We start from the raw sequence: 18,468 nt of genomic DNA, 5'->3' as shown, positions 1-18,468 counted from the left end.
CGGTAGGAAACCTGGTCATGCCACAAGGCTCAGACGCCATACACCGCCCCGTCAGTAACCTCGGCAAAGGTGGCTGACGGGGGTTAAGTTAGCAAACTCGAGATACAGAAGGCTCAGGACTCATAGCCAATAGATGACCAAAGCGGCGAGAGCGATTGCTGACCCTAAGGGCTACCCAAATATAGAAAAAAGGGTAATGATAGAAATATAGTTCGGGAAGTAGTGATATTTCATATGTCTCTTTCGCTCAAAATATTAGCTAAAGTCCGTGGAAGCGTGAGCATTAAGGCCTCGCGGTCACTCGATACTAACAATAGTTGGATTGAGTCTACGAAGCTGACTGAGTTTAGTTGGAGGCTGTTTCCGCTACCAGAGCCGGGGACAGCGTCCCAGTATTCCTCTTTTGGGAACGTTCACATGGTACTTCGAAATGCGGTAGAAGGAGAATTGCGTTACAAAAGACATACGCGGCATGCTTGCCTACTTTTTGGGGGGCTTAGTTAGATGGGCGTTTCAGTTACGTTGATCGTCCGCCCGACCGAGTCAGCTTTAGGGCGTCGCGATTGGCGGACAAGTTGGGGCCAACTCGCCGATCTTGATCCATCTAAAGGCTTACGTCTGATGTCGCAAAGGACCGAAACAGCGGGCCTGACGCTTGATCGCTCGGAGGATGGCCGCCTCCGTCTAGTGCCGGTAATTCCACGCGGTAATCTGCTCGAAGAAGAGCATCGGAAGACTCTGCGGCACAACCTGCATTTGGGCAGAGGAACTTTGTGGCTCTCGAATCCGCTTCTACGAGAACGCAGTGCCTTCACTCTCACCAACCCGGACGCTAAGTCTAAGCGTGGCCAGATTGCGGACGGCTGCTGGCGGCGGTGTTTGCCGTTGGCTGACGTGTCTGACGTTGATGACTTCCTGCCCTCGATGCCGGCGGGCGACCCCCTTTGGTGTGGCCTCGATGCGCTGCATCTCGGCAGCATGTACCGCTTCAGCAGATTCGGGTCCGACGACGATTGTGCTGCAAGCGAACCTATTGAGATCGGTGAGCCGATCGACGAAGAAGAAGGAAGTACAGATACCGCCTTCGACGACGGGGACGGAAGTTGGGCTGGCTGGGCCAACCCGATAGTGCTGCAGTTCACTACTGCATCGCTAGAGGAGCCAGTGCATCCCATTTTGGCCCGGCTTTTGCAGGATGAGTCTGCCTGTCTCGATATCCAGGTCACACTAGCAGGTCCGCGATCAGGGTCGTCAGATGCGGCACTGGCCGCGCGGTTCTGGTTGCATGATGCGCTAAGAGCTCGAGTGTTGAAGGCCGACTATGCAAATGCGCCGCTACCCCGTCTAGTCTTTGGCCCCAATGCTCCCCCCGGCGGAGCGCTGGCCTTTCTGCTGCTTGATCTTGAGGGTGGAAAGTTTCTGCTCGACGTTGCGACGGGGCAGCGTGCGAGGGCTTCCGAGTGGCTTGCCCCCCGTCGGCAGTTGCGCGAAGACGGGGAAGCAAAGGAAACGATTGGTGACTGGCTACGCGCCCGATGCTGCGAACATCTAGGGCTCAAGCAAACCCTCGACAGAGGCGACGGGCCGCAACCCATTCCGCCAGTCCGAAATAAGGATCGAATTGGCACCACAAGTCCGCCTGCAAACCTCGTCTGTACCACGGGTTCAATAACAACCACGCTAGCAGAACGGATGGCAACAGCGGAAATGCCTGCTGTTTTAGAGAACCTTGCGGAAGCTCTAGACCATCCTCGAGACCCGGATGCGCCAGGGGCCGCGCTCGCATCCGAAGGTGCGAAGTTGCTGTGGGAAGCACTGGCTTCGAGGGACCGCGAAGCGGTCGGGCATGCGACACTGATCGAGCAGATAGCGCGCAACTTGGCCCTACCTCATTCACCAATCCTGCTTCGTTTCCCTGAACCTCCGAAAACGCTCGATGAGACCGAGACGGAGAAATGGCGGACAGAAGCCGAGTCGCATTGCGTTGGCCTGGTCGAAAGCGCGCATGCTGCCGGTGTCTGGTGGTTCGCCGGGCTTAGTGAGGCGCGCGTAGCGCAGACACCCGAACCCGACTGGGATCTCCATGAAGTGCACTGGGCAGCGCGACTTTACAGGGCAGCATTTGTACAGGCAGCGCGCAATTGGAGCCCTCAATGGAAGGTCGAGGTCACTGCTGGGGGTCTCGGCACGGGACTGCTCGGAACGCTACTTCTAGGCGGTAGTGGAGGCCCGAGTCCGGCAGCGATGCTGCCAACTCGCACACGCATCACCGACGTTTCCTTTCAAGCGGAACGGACACTCGGCTTATGAACGGAAGGGGTGGAACAGAAGCGGCGGCAAGCCTGCTGAGAGAGAGCGCCCGAGCATTCCGGAACCAGCACCCTGATGCGCTCTGTTGGGCGGCGGTGCTTCACCTGTGCCTAGACAGGGCAAAGCAGCATTCAGCCTATAAGTCGGATCCTCGCTTACCAGAACTGATGAAGGCGGTCGAGGCAGAGATTTTCTCCCAGTATCATGGCGTGCCACTTGGCAGTGGGCTTACAGATGCGGATATCGATGCGGCTCTGCGCGCTCTGGAGACCAGATTCGCTGGCGCACGCGAGGCGGCGCGGGCGGCGGGACACGAACTAATTCTGGCCTGGCGCTCGGGGTCCGATGAGGTGGGTGAAGATTGGTCCGTGCGACCTTGGCGGGCGTTGCTGTCGCGCTTTGAGGTCGGGTCCGAGATGTTCTTGGCACAAGCGCCTTGGCCTTCGGTTCCCGAGGACGGACCAAAGCCAATTGACTGGCGCACCGAACTCGACGCGTTGGTTGGCCTCGGCAAAGTTAAAGAGCAGGTTAATGAACTCCGCGACCTTCTCTATTTGCAGCGCCTGAGGATGCGCCGCCGCATTCCGGGCGTTGAGCCAGTCGAGCTTTCGATGCATCAGATTTTCAAAGGCAATCCCGGCACGGGCAAGACTACGGTCGCGCGCATCTTGGGAGCAATTTACCGCGAATACGGCCTGCTCAAGGGCGGTCATGTAGTCTCGGTCCAGCGATCGGACCTGGTAGGAGCCGTGATCGGGAAGACCGAAGAACTAACTAAAGGCTGGATTGAGAAGGCAGTAAATGGTGTGCTTTTCATAGACGAGGCTTATAGCCTCACCAGTGGCGGGGCGCAGGACTTCGGACCGCGGGCGATCGACACTCTGCTGACAGAGATGGAAGATCGCCGCAACTCGCTGGTCGTTATCGTCGCGGGCTATCCCGCTAAGATGGCGGAGTTTCTTGAGAGCAATCCGGGGCTCGCCAGCCGGTTCAACGACGAGATCCACTTCGACGACTATGCAAATGATGAACTCATTGAAATATTCCGGCGCTTGATAGCGCGGCATGGCATAGGCGCGCCGGCACCAACGGTTGAGGCACGAGTGGCAGCATGGCTCGCGAACCGACGCGCAGATGCAGGCGCTCGTTTTGGCAACGCGCGCGACGTGCGGAACCTTGTCGGCATTCTATTCCGAAGACAGGCACGGCGGCTGAACCTGTCGTACCCAGACGGGGCGCCGCCCGAGGATGAGTGGGATAGTTTTGCTCCAGAGGACGTGCCCTGCCCAGTTGGCGGAGACGAAGCGGGTACGGCTCGCTTACGCGGCCGCGCGGTGGACGAACAAACGACAGAGGAAATAAAATGAAGCTAGATGAGATTCTCAAGCGCACAAACCGCCATGTAGCGATCTTAGGCGCCTTTAACCTCGAACGGAACCAGCCCAAGGTTATGCGCGGCCGAGCTAGCGAGGTTCTCGAGAAACTGTCGTTTAGCCTGATGTCCAATCGCGTTCAGCGTCTCCGCAACGGCAATATCCCCTTTTACAGCTATGCAGTGACGGCCCCGGCGGAGCTAGCCGGCAAGGGATTAGGCAACGAGGCAATCAAGACCTACCAGGTGCTGCCAGATGGGGACGGTGTACTCTCGAAATATCTCAAAGACCCGCATCGCAAGCCGAGCGATATCGGCGCGGAGCTCTTAAAGTCGCTGCTGGATGCTGGCGACGCGCTTCGCCCCTATGAAGATCCGGCATTTGGCATACAACTGACTGAAGGTCTCTACTACGCTTTGGATAGCAGTGGTGTTTTAGCAAGCCGCGGCGTGTCGCCCGACATCGTAGATGCCATGATGCTGCGCGAACTTCTGTACCACCCAGGTTTCAACCAAGCATTCCAAGACTTTCTGCGCGCCAGCGATGGACAAATTCTGGCTGCAGCGCTTGACACGGCATTGCAGGAAGCGGTCTACCAAGCCCTCGGCGAGCAACCGGATCCACTTGTTAAGAAGGCGCGAAAGCGGCTGGCAGAAGCCTTCGCGGCAGAGACGGCGGCTTATCGCTCCTGGCTTGATTCGACGGGCGGCGCCTCTAGCGATCACAGCCATTTCGCTGTGCTGGACAGCGAAACAGGGCACGGTGCAGAATTCCAGGCTGTCCGCACTGAGCACCCAATCCAGGAACACAAATCGGCCGGATTACGTGAAGCATACGGTTATTTTCGAAGCGCCCACGACCAGGTTACCGATCTGGCCCAATGTGAACCTTTAATGGCCTTTATCACGCAGTGGTATCTTGAGAGCTTTTCGGAGCAAGTGGCCGGCAAGGCAATGGCCGATGCGATTTTCGAAGCGATATATCAAGGCAACAAGGAAGCTCAGCCAAGCCGGATCCCGCTCCGCGTCAAACGCGCGGCGGCAGCGGCCCATGCTGCGGCGATGAAGACGCTGTTGGAGGAGCCAAGCAAAAAACCTCAGGATGTAATGGCGCGCGAGATGGCGGAGGAGGCGCTTGAAGCATACCTGAAGGTCCGCCGCCCTATCTCGGCTTTCGAACGCGATGACTTAATCGATCTGATGCGCGAGGAACTGATGACGCTTTCGCTCAAGCTCTTTCCCGGGCGGGAAAAGATCGACGCGACCAACGCGAAGTTAGTCGACGCGTTTTACGAGGCCGAGCGAGGCGTCGAAAAATGCTTCCAAGTAGCCAAGGAGAAGGACGCAGAAGAAAAACTGCGCGAGGTGATGGAGCCGGTTTTCAAGACTTTGGGCGAGGAGGTCACCAGGGCAATCCATGACCTTGGCGAGGCTGAGGTCGCGAAGGACCAAGGCACCAAGACTGCCGAGATCTTCGAGGCGACACTCAAGAAGGTCGGGGCTGAGCCTAAGGCGATCGCCGAGGCACTGAATGTGGCGCTTGGCGCGGCTGAGGGCGAGGCCAAGGCGTTGGTTATAAATGCATTCCGCGAGGCGGAAGGTGGCGCCATCGAGGAAGCGGGCGAGGCAGTGCGCGCCGCTTACGAACGGCTACTCTCGACCTCGGCGGGCATGAAAGTGGCTGGCAGCCTAGGCCCCGTTAGCGACCCTGAACTCTCGGCCAACGAGGTCCGCGAGGCGAAAGTGCGTGTGGAGATTGCCAGACTGTTGAGCGCGGGCAGCGATGCCGTGCAGGGACTGCCCGCAGACGAGACCGAAGCGGGAGAGTTAGAAGTTATGCCTGCCGGTAGGACGACCGAGGAAGAGTCCAGTGTCGAAGCGACTGCAACAGCAAGCGGAACGGACAGTGACGGTTCTGCCAATGAGGACGAACTAGAGGCTGATGCCGCGGACCCGCCCACGACCTCCGTGATGCCGGCGGACGAGAGCTCGACCGACAAGACGGCTCATAGGGAACTTTCAACTCGAGCGCCAAGGCCGATCTCGATGGCGCTGACGGCGGAAGAGCGCAAGGGTCTGCTTGAGGAGGCCGCCGAAACAGAGCTCGAAAAATCGCCGCGAGGCCGTGCCGCGGCCGTGCGCCGTTTGGCCGAGCAACTCGTTGACGCTCGCGACCGGGTTATGGCTGAAAAAGGTCGACTTGCGAGGGAGCCGCGCCTCAACACTGCCGGAGACCCGGTGGGTAAGGCACTCGCGGCAGGCTTGCGGTTCTTGCGGCTCGGCGAGAACTTCCTGACCGCGCCTATGGGCAACTCGCCCCTCGGCAAGCCTGACACCTCGTTCAGTGCAATGATCGCACTCCATCTGATGAAACAAACCGGTCGGGAGCATGGCCCTGGCCAACGCGATCTGCTGACCGGATGGAAGCAACAGGCCGGGGACGAGCCGGCGACGGCCGCGATCCGCAAGGTGCCACTATGGCAGATCTGTCCCGCCATCTTCGACGCTGACGGACTGGATGAGGACCAGTTTGTTGAGAAGTTCCGCAAAGAGGCGGGACGTGCGCTCACCGGATTCATCAGAGAGGTGCAGAGGCAGATAGCAGAGCTCCAGCGCCTTTCAGGCTTCTATCGCGATGTCGAGGAGGTGAAGGATCTCCTTAATCTTCTCGCTTATTCAGGCGACTGCGAGGTTACCGTAGTGAACACGATTGCTACGGAATACGATGAGATTTGCAGGAACGAAGCCTATCCATCGGGCGGACCGCTTTTCAACGGACGCCGAGACTTGCTTGATGACGTTCCGCCAGGCATGGTCTTCGTATCTGGCCAGGCTTTTGCACCGGAAGCACCGCGAGATGTAGACGTTTTGATTGGAGCGCTCGGGCTCGGCAGCGACGATAGTGGAACCGAGCCGCTGCGCGCGACAGAATCCGGCTCCTACATGCAGACAAATGCGCATCCCGGCACGCTGGGGATTCCAGTGGTGTTCGGACGTGGGATCGAGAGTCAGTCATTGCCAGTGGTGGGTTTCGACGTGCCGGGTCTTTCAGAATTGCTAGTTTTGCTGACAGGTGCTTCAGTTGGCGGTCTGCCGCGCTTCCGCGAAAAATGGGGCGAACATACTCGCATCGCGGGGCTGCCCGAAATCGGGCCCGATAACACTGTGGTACGAGCGCTCGCCATGATGCTGAGGTCACCGGAGGTGCACTCGCCTATTATCTCCGCCCATGTTTTGACTGGGCTAACGCTTCAGAGCCAGTTTGGTCCACTGGACAAGCAAACGCGCAGCCTAAGGTCAACAAGCGACTTCCAGCCCGCGGAAACGGCGCCGTTGGTTGTTCAAGCTGTGGACGCGGCTCTTGCAGCACTGGACCCGCTCGCAGAGCAGTTGGGCGAGACAGATCTTGGCGAGCTTGTTTACATGTACCGTGACGGCGCTTGGGAGCAAATAAAGATTCGCAACGACGGCGTGGGAGAACCCGGTAAGTGGATCGCCTTCGCGCCACCGCCAGGGCACGGCGAGGACGCACCGCCGAACCCACTCTTCGACAGACTGTTCCCGAAAACTTCCAAAAACTGAAGGACATCGTGATGCCATACAGATTCACCCAGGATGGAGGTTCAGCCATTGAAATCGCGGGCTACTTCTACGTTCAGCCCTTCTCGACCCCAGGTGGCAAACTTCAGAGAAATCCGAACTCTGCTCGCCTGCTGATTACGCTCGCCCTAACGGGCTACAATGACGATACCTATCCCTCACCTAGTGCTGGTCTGAAGCCCGCAGGCGATATCGAAATCGCAGATCCAGCCGCGGGCACGGTTCTCACCGCTAGAGGCTTCCAAACCACGACGATAGTGCAATCGCAGTCGCGCGATCTGGCATTGACGCATTGGATCTTCAATGGTTCGAACAACTCAACTGTCGACTTTACTCCAGCTCTGGTTAACCAAGCTGCGCGTGCTGGCCGCGTCCATGACGAACATCGCGTACGATGGTATGGCTATGCCGAAAGCGACGGACAGGAGGCGAAGCGCCTTAACCTCACGTATCTTTCTGGGCCGATCAGTTTTGGTCAGAATCGCCATTTCACCACAATCGATTTGCTTGGGATTGCCAACGTAGAGGGCTCTGGCAGCCTGGTCTCATGGCTACTTTCGGAGGATCTGGACCAGTACGTCGGCAAGATTATTGTGAAAGATGAGATGCGGAAGGTACTCACAGACTTCGCGGGTAAGGATGGAAACGGTACGGCTGCGGCAATGCAGATGAATCGTGCTTTCGGCGCTGCATATTCGCTTAACGGCATCTACACAGCGCAGCCAGCTGCAACAATCGCCGCATTCGCGCGTCGCTTCACCGACGGTACCGCAAATGTCATTCGAGATGCCGCCCGCGATGGCACTGGTATCTTCGCAGGTCTGACTCAGCCGCTGCGCGACACACCAGACGGCACGGGAAAGAACCCTAACGCCTACGACGTCAAAGGTCCCGATTTCGAAGGACTGTCAATCTGGGACTTAGCGCCCCGCCAGGGTGCTGATGCAGGCCTGTTGTTCTGAGGCGGTATGGTCGCGAAAGTTGATATCGGCGATCCGCTTTGGATCGAGATGGTAGTCGCTGATGGCGAGACGGCGCGTCTCGACTATCGTGTCATACCGAACAAGCGGGGTTTCGAAGCCGGGCTGCTCCGCGGCACGGCACTTAGTTCTGGCATTGACCCTGAAGAGCCGATTAGCCGTTTGACGGCGCTTGTTAGGGGTGATCGTGGGCTCGACCGATATTTCGCGGCGCTCACGGAAAGCGATCTATGCGAAGTAAGGACCGACGGCCTCGGCTACTGCCTACGGGCTGAAGGAACGCATTTGTCGGCCGAGGCAGCGGCGGTCGAACAATCAGCTCCGCTCGAGGTCTTGCAGCGCGCAAATTCGCAGGCAGTCGAGGAATTTCTGGCCCGGGCGGGCCGGCTGGAGCTCGCGCCCTCCACGGGTCGGCTTGACCCGGCTATGCTGGGCGCGGCTCTGCCCGAGGGAGTCGTATTCTTGTCGCGCGCGGGTGAGAGCGCTAGCCGCCGGCGCAAACGGGTGTTGGGGCTACTCGCGGCACGGTCGACATGCTATGTGGCCGCCAGCCGTGCAATAGGCGATGCACACTGGCGACTAACAGCATTTCCGCAGACTGAACCCGACCGGCAGCTACAGATCGGCACGCCTTGGGTACTCGACGGATTTGCTGATACGCCAGAGGGATGCCAGCTAAGCTTGGCGCTTCGAGTGGTTGACGGCCGCCGCATCTACAGCGAACTGATAAAGACTGCGGCGCAGGGCAACACGCCATCGACCGTGGCTTTGACTGAAAAGCTCCAACTACCACGCGAGCCAATGACGATAGTCTTCGAGGGTGAGTCGCTATTCTTGCGTCGCCTCACAGTGCGGTTCTTTCACGACGCACTCGCAGAGGATCCACCCGAGCGTGGCGCCGTCAACTTCCAGGCCACGCTCGAACTCGTACCCGACCCGCTGGCAAAACGAACATTGCCTCCGCTGGAAGAAGCATTACTGCTTGGTCGACTGGTAGAGCCTATCGAAGCGGGGGCGGGGCAACGGCTGATGAGAGTCGAGCCCGCAAGCCGAGATGCGGTGGTCGAGCCGGCGCTGCAGGCGCTAGTCGACTGGGCGACACCTGATGCTGCCAAGCTCAGTGCTGTGACCTGCGCTACGGCCTTCGAACGGCCCGACGAAGCCGGGCTGCAGGTTCGATGGAAGGCAGGCGATTTGGTGCTGATCTCCGTTGCGGACGGGCGGGTACCGGCGATCCTAGGGGCACCTCGGCTTGCGCGCCCGGCTCTCTCGGACGCGCTGGCAGCAGACATGGCGCTATTGGGGGGGCGCATCGAATTGGCGGCCCGCGCTCCCGAGGCAAAGCCGGACACTGTTTTGACTCTAGAGCAAGGCGGGCGGGCGACACTAAGGGCAACGGAGGTCAATATAGCTGATCGGGTGACGATCACCCAGAACGAAGTGAAAGTCACAACCGACACCAAGATTGCCGGCAATCTTGACGTTGAGTGAAGTGGGTCGCGTTGCATGGGCACTAGTGCATCGATCAGGAGGGCTAAGGATATGAGCGAACTTGAGACATGGCGTGAAAAATGGCCCGTGCCGAACGACGGAAAGCCGTTAAAAACGGTGCATCTGCGCGGGCTTGCCCTTGGGACGCTTGCCCAAGCGGCCGCTGGCATCGGCCGTCTCGGCTGGGGTCTGGCGCTTCCGTTCAATTCCGCATCGGGAGCGGCGAACATTGCAAGTGTTGGCGGAGGCAAGGTTGAAATCGATGCGCTCTCCGTTGTGCTTCCACAAGGGGTATATGTGCGGCTCGCCCGAGCGTCGGCAGCCTTGCCTGCCAGAGGCGAGCAAGTGCTCGGGCTGGTTTGGACACTACCCGACCATGCTCCAAACGAGAACTTATCCGCGCAGATCCAACCAGAACTCAAGGTTTACCCAGAGGTGGCAACCGCTGCTGCGGACGGGGCGACAGTGCTGGCCGAGATCCGATCGGCGGGAAAAGGCCGGCGCCGAGTTCTGCGTTGGATCGTTCCTGTTTTGGAACCCGGCGCCACGCCTGAGACCGCCGCGGCAGGTGCGGCCCTGGCCGACGCGATGCGCTCTGCCGCTGTGTCCGCTAGTGCCCATGACCGCTATGAGTGGCAGTCTGCGGCGGTCGCGCTGCGCATGGCGGCCAGTCAACCGGCAGCGAGATCGACTGCCGCAGTGGTGGACGATATCTCGCGCGCACTCGGCGAGGTGCTAGCACTGGTGCGCGCCGCTGCTAGTAAAGCAGACAAGACAGCCCAGGCTGCAGCGGCTAAGCTGGCCGACTTGCTTGAGGCCGTGCCCACCGAGCCTATGCCCGACGCGATTACGAATTGGTACGCCGAACTGGCCGCAGCCTTTGCCCCGCACGGCCCACTTATGTCATGGCTGCGCGGCAAAGGCACCGAACTCCGGCGCCTGCCTGGCTACCCGCGAGCCAACGCCGTGGGCCGTCGTCTTGATCGTTTCGACGTAGCTCTTGCTACGCGAGTCTTAGTGCGCCTACGGCTACGCGATCGGGCGCCGCCTCGGGTGCTTGTGCAGGTCGATGATGCACCCTTGGCTCCTATCGTCCTAAGCCTTGTGCCTGGCGGCTTCGAAGCGGTGCTAAGCCTGCCGGAGACTGCCCAGCAGCTTGAGTTGGAGTTGCCGGTGGAGGCCGAAGTTGAACTGCGCGAAACGGCGGAATTCGGGGGGGATGAGTCGTGAACGATGGATCCAATCTAAACGAGCAGACATTGCCTGCCCATTGGTCCGAAGAACTCGGCGCACTCGAAGCATGTCTCGACCAGGAGAGGCGCGGCGTACACGCTCTTGAGGAATCATTCCGGACGGTAACGTCATCGGCAGTTGAAAGCTGCAGTTGGGCGCCAGTATTTGAGGCTTGGGCAACGCTGGCCCGACGGTACAAAGATGTTACAGAAGGTGAAGCGCTAACAATCTGGGCCTCGCCTGAACGATGCGAGCTAGACTTCTCGCGATGTCAACCACAGTTAGACTTTCGGTCGTTCGAAGCCGATTTGGTGTTGGGCATTTGGCCTGCCGTACGTTGGGGTGAGACGGGGAGCCCTCCTGACCATCCGTCGGCCGACTGCGAGACCACTTGGCTTTCGCTATGGCAAACCATTTGGCAAGCGGCAGCTTCCTCACCCGCAGCGGACGAGGATAGACAGCAGGAAACAGGCACCGGCCTAGGTCTAAGTGAATCACCAGTCGACCAAGGACTCGTCTCCACGCTGGCAGCCTATACAAGGCTGGCCGCCGCGGTTTTTGCTCCTCGGCGCGGGAGCGAAGCCTTGGGTATGCCGGCGCGATGGCGGCTTTGTCTGCTCCGCCAGGTGCGGGCATTCGAAGCGGCGGCGCTCGGCGCACCTGGTAATCAAGCTCTTGCAAGACCTGAGAGCAGCGATCCGGCAGCAGGCCAAGTGATCGCGGCTGGTTGTCTTGCCCTCTTTCACCATGCTACGCGTCGCCTCGGTTCTGGTCCTGGACAGGGGCGAGTCTTCGGTGAGGCGCTGCGCGACTTACTTTCTGCTCCGCTGCCCGAGGCCGAGAACGACAAATGGAGCCAGGATGCGGAACGCTCACTTGAGCGTCTTTTCCGTTTCTGGGCGGCCGGGGAACCAGCGCTTGGTGCGCTTTTTGAGGGCTGGCTTGGCCTCGAGTGGGGTGAAGGTCGCGAAGCTTTGCCTGCACCGCAAGCTCCGATGCCACATGATGTGGTAGAGCGTATCGCCCTCGTCGGCGGCAGTTACGTCGGCAAAAGCTCGTTCCTTTTCGGTTCCGAGTTACTTCGCGAAAAAGTAGCAAATGACGAACTCGCCGACATCATGCTACCTGAGGTTCGCCACGCCTGGCTAGAAGGTAGATCAGAAAAACAGAAGATCGCGTCCCGCCGGGCAAGGTGGAAGAAGGGCCAACATTCACAAACAGAAATTCCCGATTTGATCGCGACAACAGGTGTTCACGATTTTCAGGCCTTCGAAATCATCGACATGAAAGGCGAAGATCTACTGCCGCAGGGCGACTTGGTCATGGACTACGCCTTGCGGTACATTTTTGAATTTCGCCCGCCGGCTGCACTCGCGTTTATGCTCGACACAACTGCATCATTGGCAACAAACGAACTCGAATCCTTTAAGCGCCTTATGTCGCTCGCGATTGACGCGCATCGCACTTCCCCACAACCTAATTCCCTAGGAACGGCGGAAGCCCCAGTACCGCCGGTCCATCTTATAGCGAATAAGGCCGATCGACTACTGGTGGATCTACGTTCTGAGCGCTTCGAGACTCCAGCCAAAATCCAAAAGAGCGATGTAGAGCTACTCGACCTGCTTTGCGAAGAGACGCTCGACTTCGGCTTGCTTCTGCGGCGTGCAGCTCAAGCGGCGTCCGATGGACTTCAAAGTCCACTTACAATAAAGTCACTTATCCAGCGCGAAGCGCTGGAAGCAAAAGTCCTCAGTTCGAGTCCTACGATTGGCATTTTGGTCGACCGACTAATTGAGCGTGAATGGGCTCTATTGTCGACGCTGATAGAAGTTACTGCGACGAATGTAGTATTGAACTTTACCTGCTCAGCCGCTCCGGGAGTCGTGTCAGGCTTGGAGTTGCCTGGTATCCATGCTTTTTGGAAAGAGATTTGGGCATGGGCGCGCTCACGCCGTCACGCTGCGCTTACAGTCCAGCGTGACGGCTTCCTCGACGGCCCTAAACGCGACCACGATGTACTAAGCAGGCATCTCGAGCGCAGTGCGCTTTCACTTCCAGTCGATGCGCTGATCAAATCCATCGCAGATGTTTCAATTCAGGCGCAGAACGGAAAAGAACTATTGGCGGATCGGCTTGTTGCAGTTGAATTGCCTGCTTCGCCAGAGGCCTTGGCAGATTGGTTGTCCCAGTCAGGCAATGGAGTTTTAAAGGACCTCAGCAAAGCTGCGAACCAAGTAAGAACGTTGGCTGCAGAAACCGACCAAAACCTGAAGCATACAGTGGATCAACTCATTCATGGGCTTGTGACTTTGCTTGGCATTAATCCGAAAGCTAAAATCCACACTCTAGGTGACCGACAGATCCAAGCCAGTATTGTCAGCAAAGAAGTCGACTGGCTAGATGCGCTACAGCTTCAGACGGCAAACGGTGAGCATGCTAGATTACTGCCCAAGATAATCGCCGAAGACGAGTTGCTTCCAACACTCATACAGGCTCGGCAGCTACTTGACACCCTAGTTGACGTTGAAGCGGAAAGCGATGGCCGTAGCGAAGCATTAGACTTCCTACGTCAGATGCTCGACCGAAGAATCGGAGCACCAGTTCCAAACGAGACTCTCGAGCGGGCTTTGCCGGGTGGACCAGAAAAAAATCCACGCCTGTTTAATCGCGTCAATGGAGCTCTGCTCGACGACTGCTTTTGGCGAAACGAACCTTGGCGCAAAGACCACAGCGAAGACCCCATAGTCAGCTTCATTCTCTCAAAACCCGAGAGCAATGTGAACGACCTGTTAATCGAACTAGCTGGCCAGCCTGCCCAAGAAAACAAAACGGATTGGCTAGGTATTCTAGCTCCACTCTTACGTCTATTTGCCGAATACGATCCTGTGTTTCCCCAATTGGCAATGAAGTGCTTCGAGAGCGATGCCCAAAAGGCTGCTGTGCTCCACAGGTTGAACGGCCGACGCCGAGTAGAACAACTGATCTCGGCGCTCAAGGCAACTCTCGCAGCACGCGCCGATCTCCATCAAGAACCTAGTCTAGTCGAACGCGCCGAGCGATTGATTTACGTTGAAGTAATTCTGCCCGCGATCCAATCACTCGGGTTCGATGCACGACCGTTCGAAGAAACCGTGCGGTTTGGAAGTGCTGCGGCACGAAGTGACAATGCAACGGCGCTGACAAGTATCCAACAAAGTTTAGACAAGCAAATTGCAAGCTGGCCAGGAGAGCTCATGTCGCTGACGGCCAAATCCAAAAAGCTGGTCCAAGAGATACGTGCGGAAACGTCGGATCTTCGCAACCAGCTAAAGGACGACTTTGGTGACGGTATCCTACCAACATTTAACAATGAGAATCCAAATTCACTGCGACAAGCGCTAAAACGCCTTCAGGCTGGCGAACGCCTCCTCAACGTTGCTGCGGACGAGACAGTCCTCTCTCGCGAGGCGCTGTCCGAGGGACTCCAACAATTAGCCGCCGGAATCGAAAAAATGCGTGCGGCGGTCGATAGCGTTGAAAACACCATCCACTCCGACATCCTTGTTGAGCGCTATGAACGGTTCCTAGAAATTTGCCTCGAGGATAGTGAAGTTATTGCAAGTCAATTGTCCGATGCTTTGGGCGCAACAGATGGCGGGCTTTTGCGCGGCCACGCAGATATCAAAGAGCTTCATAGGCGTTACCTCGAAATAATGCAGCACTATTTCGATGAATGCGCCGACGCAGAAAGGTAGAAATGAAGGGCTTGTTCGTATATCGCTCTGGCCCGCCACACACAGGCTGGATGTGGGAAGCAGATGCCCGAACACGCACGAGCCTGCTCCCCTTGAGCAAGAATTGGCTGCTATCTGACAACTATGCTGCCCACAGAACAACCATTGGGCATATTGCTCATGGTCACGATTATGTTGTCTTTGTTCATCACGACCGCAGCTTCGCTGGGCAGTTGATTCCAAAGCTGAAGTATGGTTCCGCCGGTTTCGATCCGTTCACCATCATAACCGCACTGCCCCAAGCCACTGCTGCGCTACGCGATGCAGTGGCTTGGGGAGATGCCCTGCACAAATTGCTCATTTCAGGGAAATCCGTTAGACCCGTTTCCATCGACGACCTCAATGCAGCTTTCCGGGCCGCAGCGAACGGAGCCGACAGCGACGCCATCGATGGAGATCACACAACCCAGAGCGTTCTGCCTCGGCCTTGGCAGTCGCCCGGAGACACACTAGCCGTCGCAATAGCCCGAGCATTGTTTCTGGCAGAGCCCGCAGAACGACGTGCAGACAATTATTTTTCGATCTTTCCTCCGGGACTGACGAACGCGACTGCGCCGCTCTGCCGTCTCGTCGATGTAGGTGGCGCGCCACCGCCGCAGGCGTTGCTTGACGCGGCACTCGCGCTGCCTGAGGCTCGGGCCCAGGAGCTTCCAGTGGCGCTAGCGCTGTCAGTAACCAGCGCGCAGGCGTCGGACTCTAAGAAAAGGGGCGTGCCGTCGCCCAGATCTGCGGCCGTTTCAGTACGCCAATTGACACCGTCGTTGACGAACGCGCGCAACACCCAAAATCCAAACACGCCAAAACAAGACCCAACAGATCGCCCTCACGAAACACGGTCGCCCGCGACCGACGGCGAGCTTCCACCACCATCTTCGACCCGACCAAACCCGCATGCCCGAACTGGTGCCCGAAGGCCGCCGTGGTGGTTATCGCCTGCCGCGACCTTCGCCGTGGCTTTGCTCCTTGTGGTCTGGATCAACTCGCAAATTGCGGAACTCGCCGAAATCCGAAGCGCGGTTGTTGCCGCAGCAGACCGGGCGGAAAATGCCGAGATCCGAGCTACCGCAGCACGTGATGAAGCCGCCACGGCGCGAGACAAGGCCGCCACGGCACGAGACGAGGCCGCCACGGCACGTGATGAAGCCGTCGCAGCGCGAGACGAGGCCGCCACGGCACGTGATGAAGCCGTCGCAGCGCGAGACGAGGCCGCCACGGCACGTGATGAAGCCGTCGCAGCGCGAGACGAGGCCGCCACGGCACGAGACGAGGCCGCCACAGCGCGAGACGAAGCCGCCACGGCACGAGACGAGGCCGCCACAGCGCGAGACGAAGCCGCCACGGCGCGAGACGAGGCCGTGAACTTACCTCTTCCCTTTCCCAGTTTCGGCGTGTTTCCAGGTGTACCGTTGAGTTTTGGCACCGCGCTGAATGGCCCGTCCGAACCCGGCACTGAGTGAAGGCAAGCTGTCACTCACGGAAAGGCTCCGCTAGACGTCCCAAAACAAGTAGACCATTCGGTATGCCTTTCGTTATGGGCGATGGCCTTTTCGTTAGTCGTAAACAACGTCCGACTTTGCTGCGGCTTCCCAGCCTCTTTGCCGCAGGCGAATTGGTCGGGGGCGTGTTTTTCTTCAACTATCCAGGGGGAACCGGCCTGATCAATGGCTCCGTCTTTGGACGGCTGGCAGGAACGCATGCAGGAACAAGATGAGCTGCATCGCGCCGGAAAAAACGAGACTATGAAGGCAAGGTTCGGTTCAGGACAAATTGTCGCCAGCGAATGACCGGACTGGCGACATCGGAAGCGATGCAGCGCGAAGTGCGCTGCAATCGCGAATTAATGCTGCGTCAGCGAGTGTTCGAAATCGAATGAGCGCTTTGTCCGCGTCTTACCAGTTCGTGCGCCGCGCGGCGAAAGGCGGCCCATCCCAGAACTGTCGTTCATGGATCTCGCGGCGAAGGTGCCCGGAGAGCCCTTTCTGTGAATTTGTAACTCTCGCTGCACGCGCTCGCAGCGGAAATTTTGCCGCATGCGCATCAGCTTGAGAAATGCAATGCGGCGTAAAGAGCGGCCATTCGTGTCAGGCGCAGCGAATTTTCGCCAGGCAATGAGCGAGACGCGGGACTTTTCAGTCTTTCGACCACCGTCCGTTTTGGCGACTAAGCAATTGAATTGACCGATCAACGGTTTGACTTTGTGGTGACTACCGCCGCCGTCAAACGATGTATCTGGAGCGCAATTGCTCTTGACCGCAGAGCCAGCACTTGTCTGACGTCAGCGCCGGGGTGGCTGGGTCATGTCCTGTCTTGTTTCGTCAGGATTAAGTTGCGCTCTCAAGTAAGCAGGTGCGAACACGGTATTTGTCTACAGCACTCAGCTCGGTGAGCTACTGGACTGAACACAGTTTCAGTGTTTTCAAAAACTGTGTGAGACCATCTTCTCCAAATATGTCTTCGAAGTCTATTATTTTGCTTATTTCCCAGTAGTCTTCTTTAGTGAGGTCACAAATTGATATCCCGCTCCCGTTTTGTACGTAGCACCTTGGATGACTATCAAATGCAATTTTCTTAGTCTCGTGACAAGATTTTTCGGAAAAGAGAACGCTACCGACCAGTTCTTCTTGAAGACAAATCAAAGTAGCATCTCGCCATTTCCGCCCCGCTTCTGAAAGGCTAGTGTTAGACGCAAAGCGTCTGCAGTACTTCAATCCGTAGCCCTTCGCATACCCGTCATTGCCGCAAGAGTTTACCTTTTCAACACATTGGTCATAGAAGCTGCATTGATCTCCTAGCGAGGTGGAGTTCAAGCACAACTTAGGGACGGTTCCACCACAAGTAGAAGCGTAGTCTGGTCTCTTAGAGTTATTTCTCACGAAAGGATTGAAATTCCCTGCCGGAACTCGCCATTCTTCGGAGACACGAAAGATAGGGCAACCACCCAGTATTGGGAGCCTATAAAGTGTGACTTCGCCCAAGCCTTCGCTTGTTTTCTGGAGAGTGACATACGCTGTACTTCTACTGACCTCTTCGAACTTTATCGGCGCATCACCTAATCCATTCACTTTTTCGTCCAAAGTCCAGATAAGATTGTCTACTCGAAAGGTATCCACGAAAATATCGAGATTAACGCGTACATACTCAAAATCACTTACAGTCCCCAAACTTAAGTTTGCCTCAAGAGAGATGTCGTCGCCTGCAAACTGCTCAATCTTGGAGAAAAACAAATCTGTTGTGGCATCTGAACCGTCGAGCATCATTTCCAATTGTGACTTATGCCACACTATTTCTTGGTTAGTGATCTCGTCACTAAGATAGATGCAAAGAACAGCCTCGCTTGCACATTTTCCAAAGCCCAGAATTGCCGCGTTGTGAACCAATTCTGCCTGAATCAGTTCGTCATTTGACTTGTCGATCCTGAAAACAATTTTGTAATCGCCGTCCGGCAGAGAAGCTAAGTTGGATTGTAGTTCAGTCGTCAAACCAACAAGCGACCCTTGTATATATAACTCGCCCGTTACTGCTTCTTCGCTAGAATAGGTTCGACTTACTTTTACTTCAATTTCTTCCGAAGAAGCATAGCCGGAAAATGCACTTAACCCTAGGGCGAGGAAAAAAATTGTTCTTCCTACTATAGATGCTAGGTCTGTCATTTGAGTCATATTACTTTCGCTTTGAGCTGAGGTTCAGAGATCAAGCAAAAAAATTGTAA

Annotated in this window: 9 protein-coding genes; 8 read left to right on the top strand and 1 reads right to left on the bottom strand. The window is 57.3% G+C overall.

Translation table 11 applies throughout. From position 1 onward, the window contains the following. Positions 1–504 precede the first annotated feature (504 nt). The 8 genes from Q5Y75_RS24640 to Q5Y75_RS24605 all read left to right on the top strand — a co-directional run bounded on the left by Q5Y75_RS24640 (position 505) and on the right by Q5Y75_RS24605 (position 16,216). The gene (locus tag Q5Y75_RS24640) at positions 505–2,310 is read left to right on the top strand and encodes a hypothetical protein (protein ID WP_306202525.1); all 1,806 of its coding nucleotides are present in this window, start codon (positions 505–507) and stop codon (positions 2,308–2,310) included. A 167-nt stretch (positions 2,311–2,477) separates the two neighbouring features. Further along, the gene (locus tag Q5Y75_RS24635; RefSeq protein WP_306202523.1) at positions 2,478–3,677 is read left to right on the top strand and encodes an AAA family ATPase; all 1,200 of its coding nucleotides are present in this window, start codon (positions 2,478–2,480) and stop codon (positions 3,675–3,677) included. Continuing rightward, the gene (locus tag Q5Y75_RS24630; RefSeq protein WP_306202520.1) at positions 3,674–7,264 is read left to right on the top strand and encodes a hypothetical protein; all 3,591 of its coding nucleotides are present in this window, start codon (positions 3,674–3,676) and stop codon (positions 7,262–7,264) included. Before Q5Y75_RS24635 ends, Q5Y75_RS24630 begins: the two co-directional genes overlap by 4 nt. A gap of 11 nt (positions 7,265–7,275) precedes the next feature. Next, complete coding sequence (locus Q5Y75_RS24625; RefSeq protein ID WP_306202518.1) at positions 7,276–8,244, top strand: hypothetical protein; 969 nt, start codon at positions 7,276–7,278, stop codon at positions 8,242–8,244. Between the two features lie 6 nt (positions 8,245–8,250). Continuing rightward, a complete protein-coding gene (locus tag Q5Y75_RS24620; RefSeq protein WP_306202516.1) occupies positions 8,251–9,753 on the top strand; it encodes a hypothetical protein in 1,503 nt (500 codons plus the stop codon). Positions 9,754–9,804: 51 nt separating this feature from the next. Beyond that, the gene (locus Q5Y75_RS24615; protein ID WP_306202514.1) at positions 9,805–10,983 is read left to right on the top strand and encodes a hypothetical protein; all 1,179 of its coding nucleotides are present in this window, start codon (positions 9,805–9,807) and stop codon (positions 10,981–10,983) included. 629 nt (positions 10,984–11,612) lie between these two features. Continuing rightward, the gene (locus Q5Y75_RS24610; RefSeq protein ID WP_306202512.1) at positions 11,613–14,720 is read left to right on the top strand and encodes a hypothetical protein; all 3,108 of its coding nucleotides are present in this window, start codon (positions 11,613–11,615) and stop codon (positions 14,718–14,720) included. Between the two features lie 989 nt (positions 14,721–15,709). After that, a complete protein-coding gene (locus tag Q5Y75_RS24605) occupies positions 15,710–16,216 on the top strand; it encodes a hypothetical protein (protein ID WP_306202510.1) in 507 nt (168 codons plus the stop codon). A gap of 930 nt (positions 16,217–17,146) precedes the next feature. Here the strand turns inward: Q5Y75_RS24605 and Q5Y75_RS24600 are convergent. Continuing rightward, positions 17,147–18,418, bottom strand: coding sequence for a hypothetical protein (locus tag Q5Y75_RS24600; RefSeq protein WP_306202509.1), 1,272 nt, complete (start codon positions 18,416–18,418; stop codon positions 17,147–17,149). Positions 18,419–18,468: the final 50 nt, after the last annotated feature.

The organism is Ruegeria discodermiae (genome assembly GCF_030758345.1).
In the GTDB taxonomy this organism is placed as follows: domain Bacteria; phylum Pseudomonadota; class Alphaproteobacteria; order Rhodobacterales; family Rhodobacteraceae; genus Ruegeria_C.
This window is presented reverse-complemented; position numbering and strand designations above follow the sequence as displayed.

Coding starts and splice junctions, on each gene's coding strand:
- Q5Y75_RS24640 (WP_306202525.1), top strand. CDS start 505: ATGGGCGTTTCAGTTACGTTGATCGTCCGCCCGACCGAGTCAGCTTTA.
- Q5Y75_RS24635 (WP_306202523.1), top strand. CDS start 2,478: ATGAAGGCGGTCGAGGCAGAGATTTTCTCCCAGTATCATGGCGTGCCA.
- Q5Y75_RS24630 (WP_306202520.1), top strand. CDS start 3,674: ATGAAGCTAGATGAGATTCTCAAGCGCACAAACCGCCATGTAGCGATC.
- Q5Y75_RS24625 (WP_306202518.1), top strand. CDS start 7,276: ATGCCATACAGATTCACCCAGGATGGAGGTTCAGCCATTGAAATCGCG.
- Q5Y75_RS24620 (WP_306202516.1), top strand. CDS start 8,251: ATGGTCGCGAAAGTTGATATCGGCGATCCGCTTTGGATCGAGATGGTA.
- Q5Y75_RS24615 (WP_306202514.1), top strand. CDS start 9,805: ATGAGCGAACTTGAGACATGGCGTGAAAAATGGCCCGTGCCGAACGAC.
- Q5Y75_RS24600 (WP_306202509.1), bottom strand. CDS start 18,418: ATGACTCAAATGACAGACCTAGCATCTATAGTAGGAAGAACAATTTTT.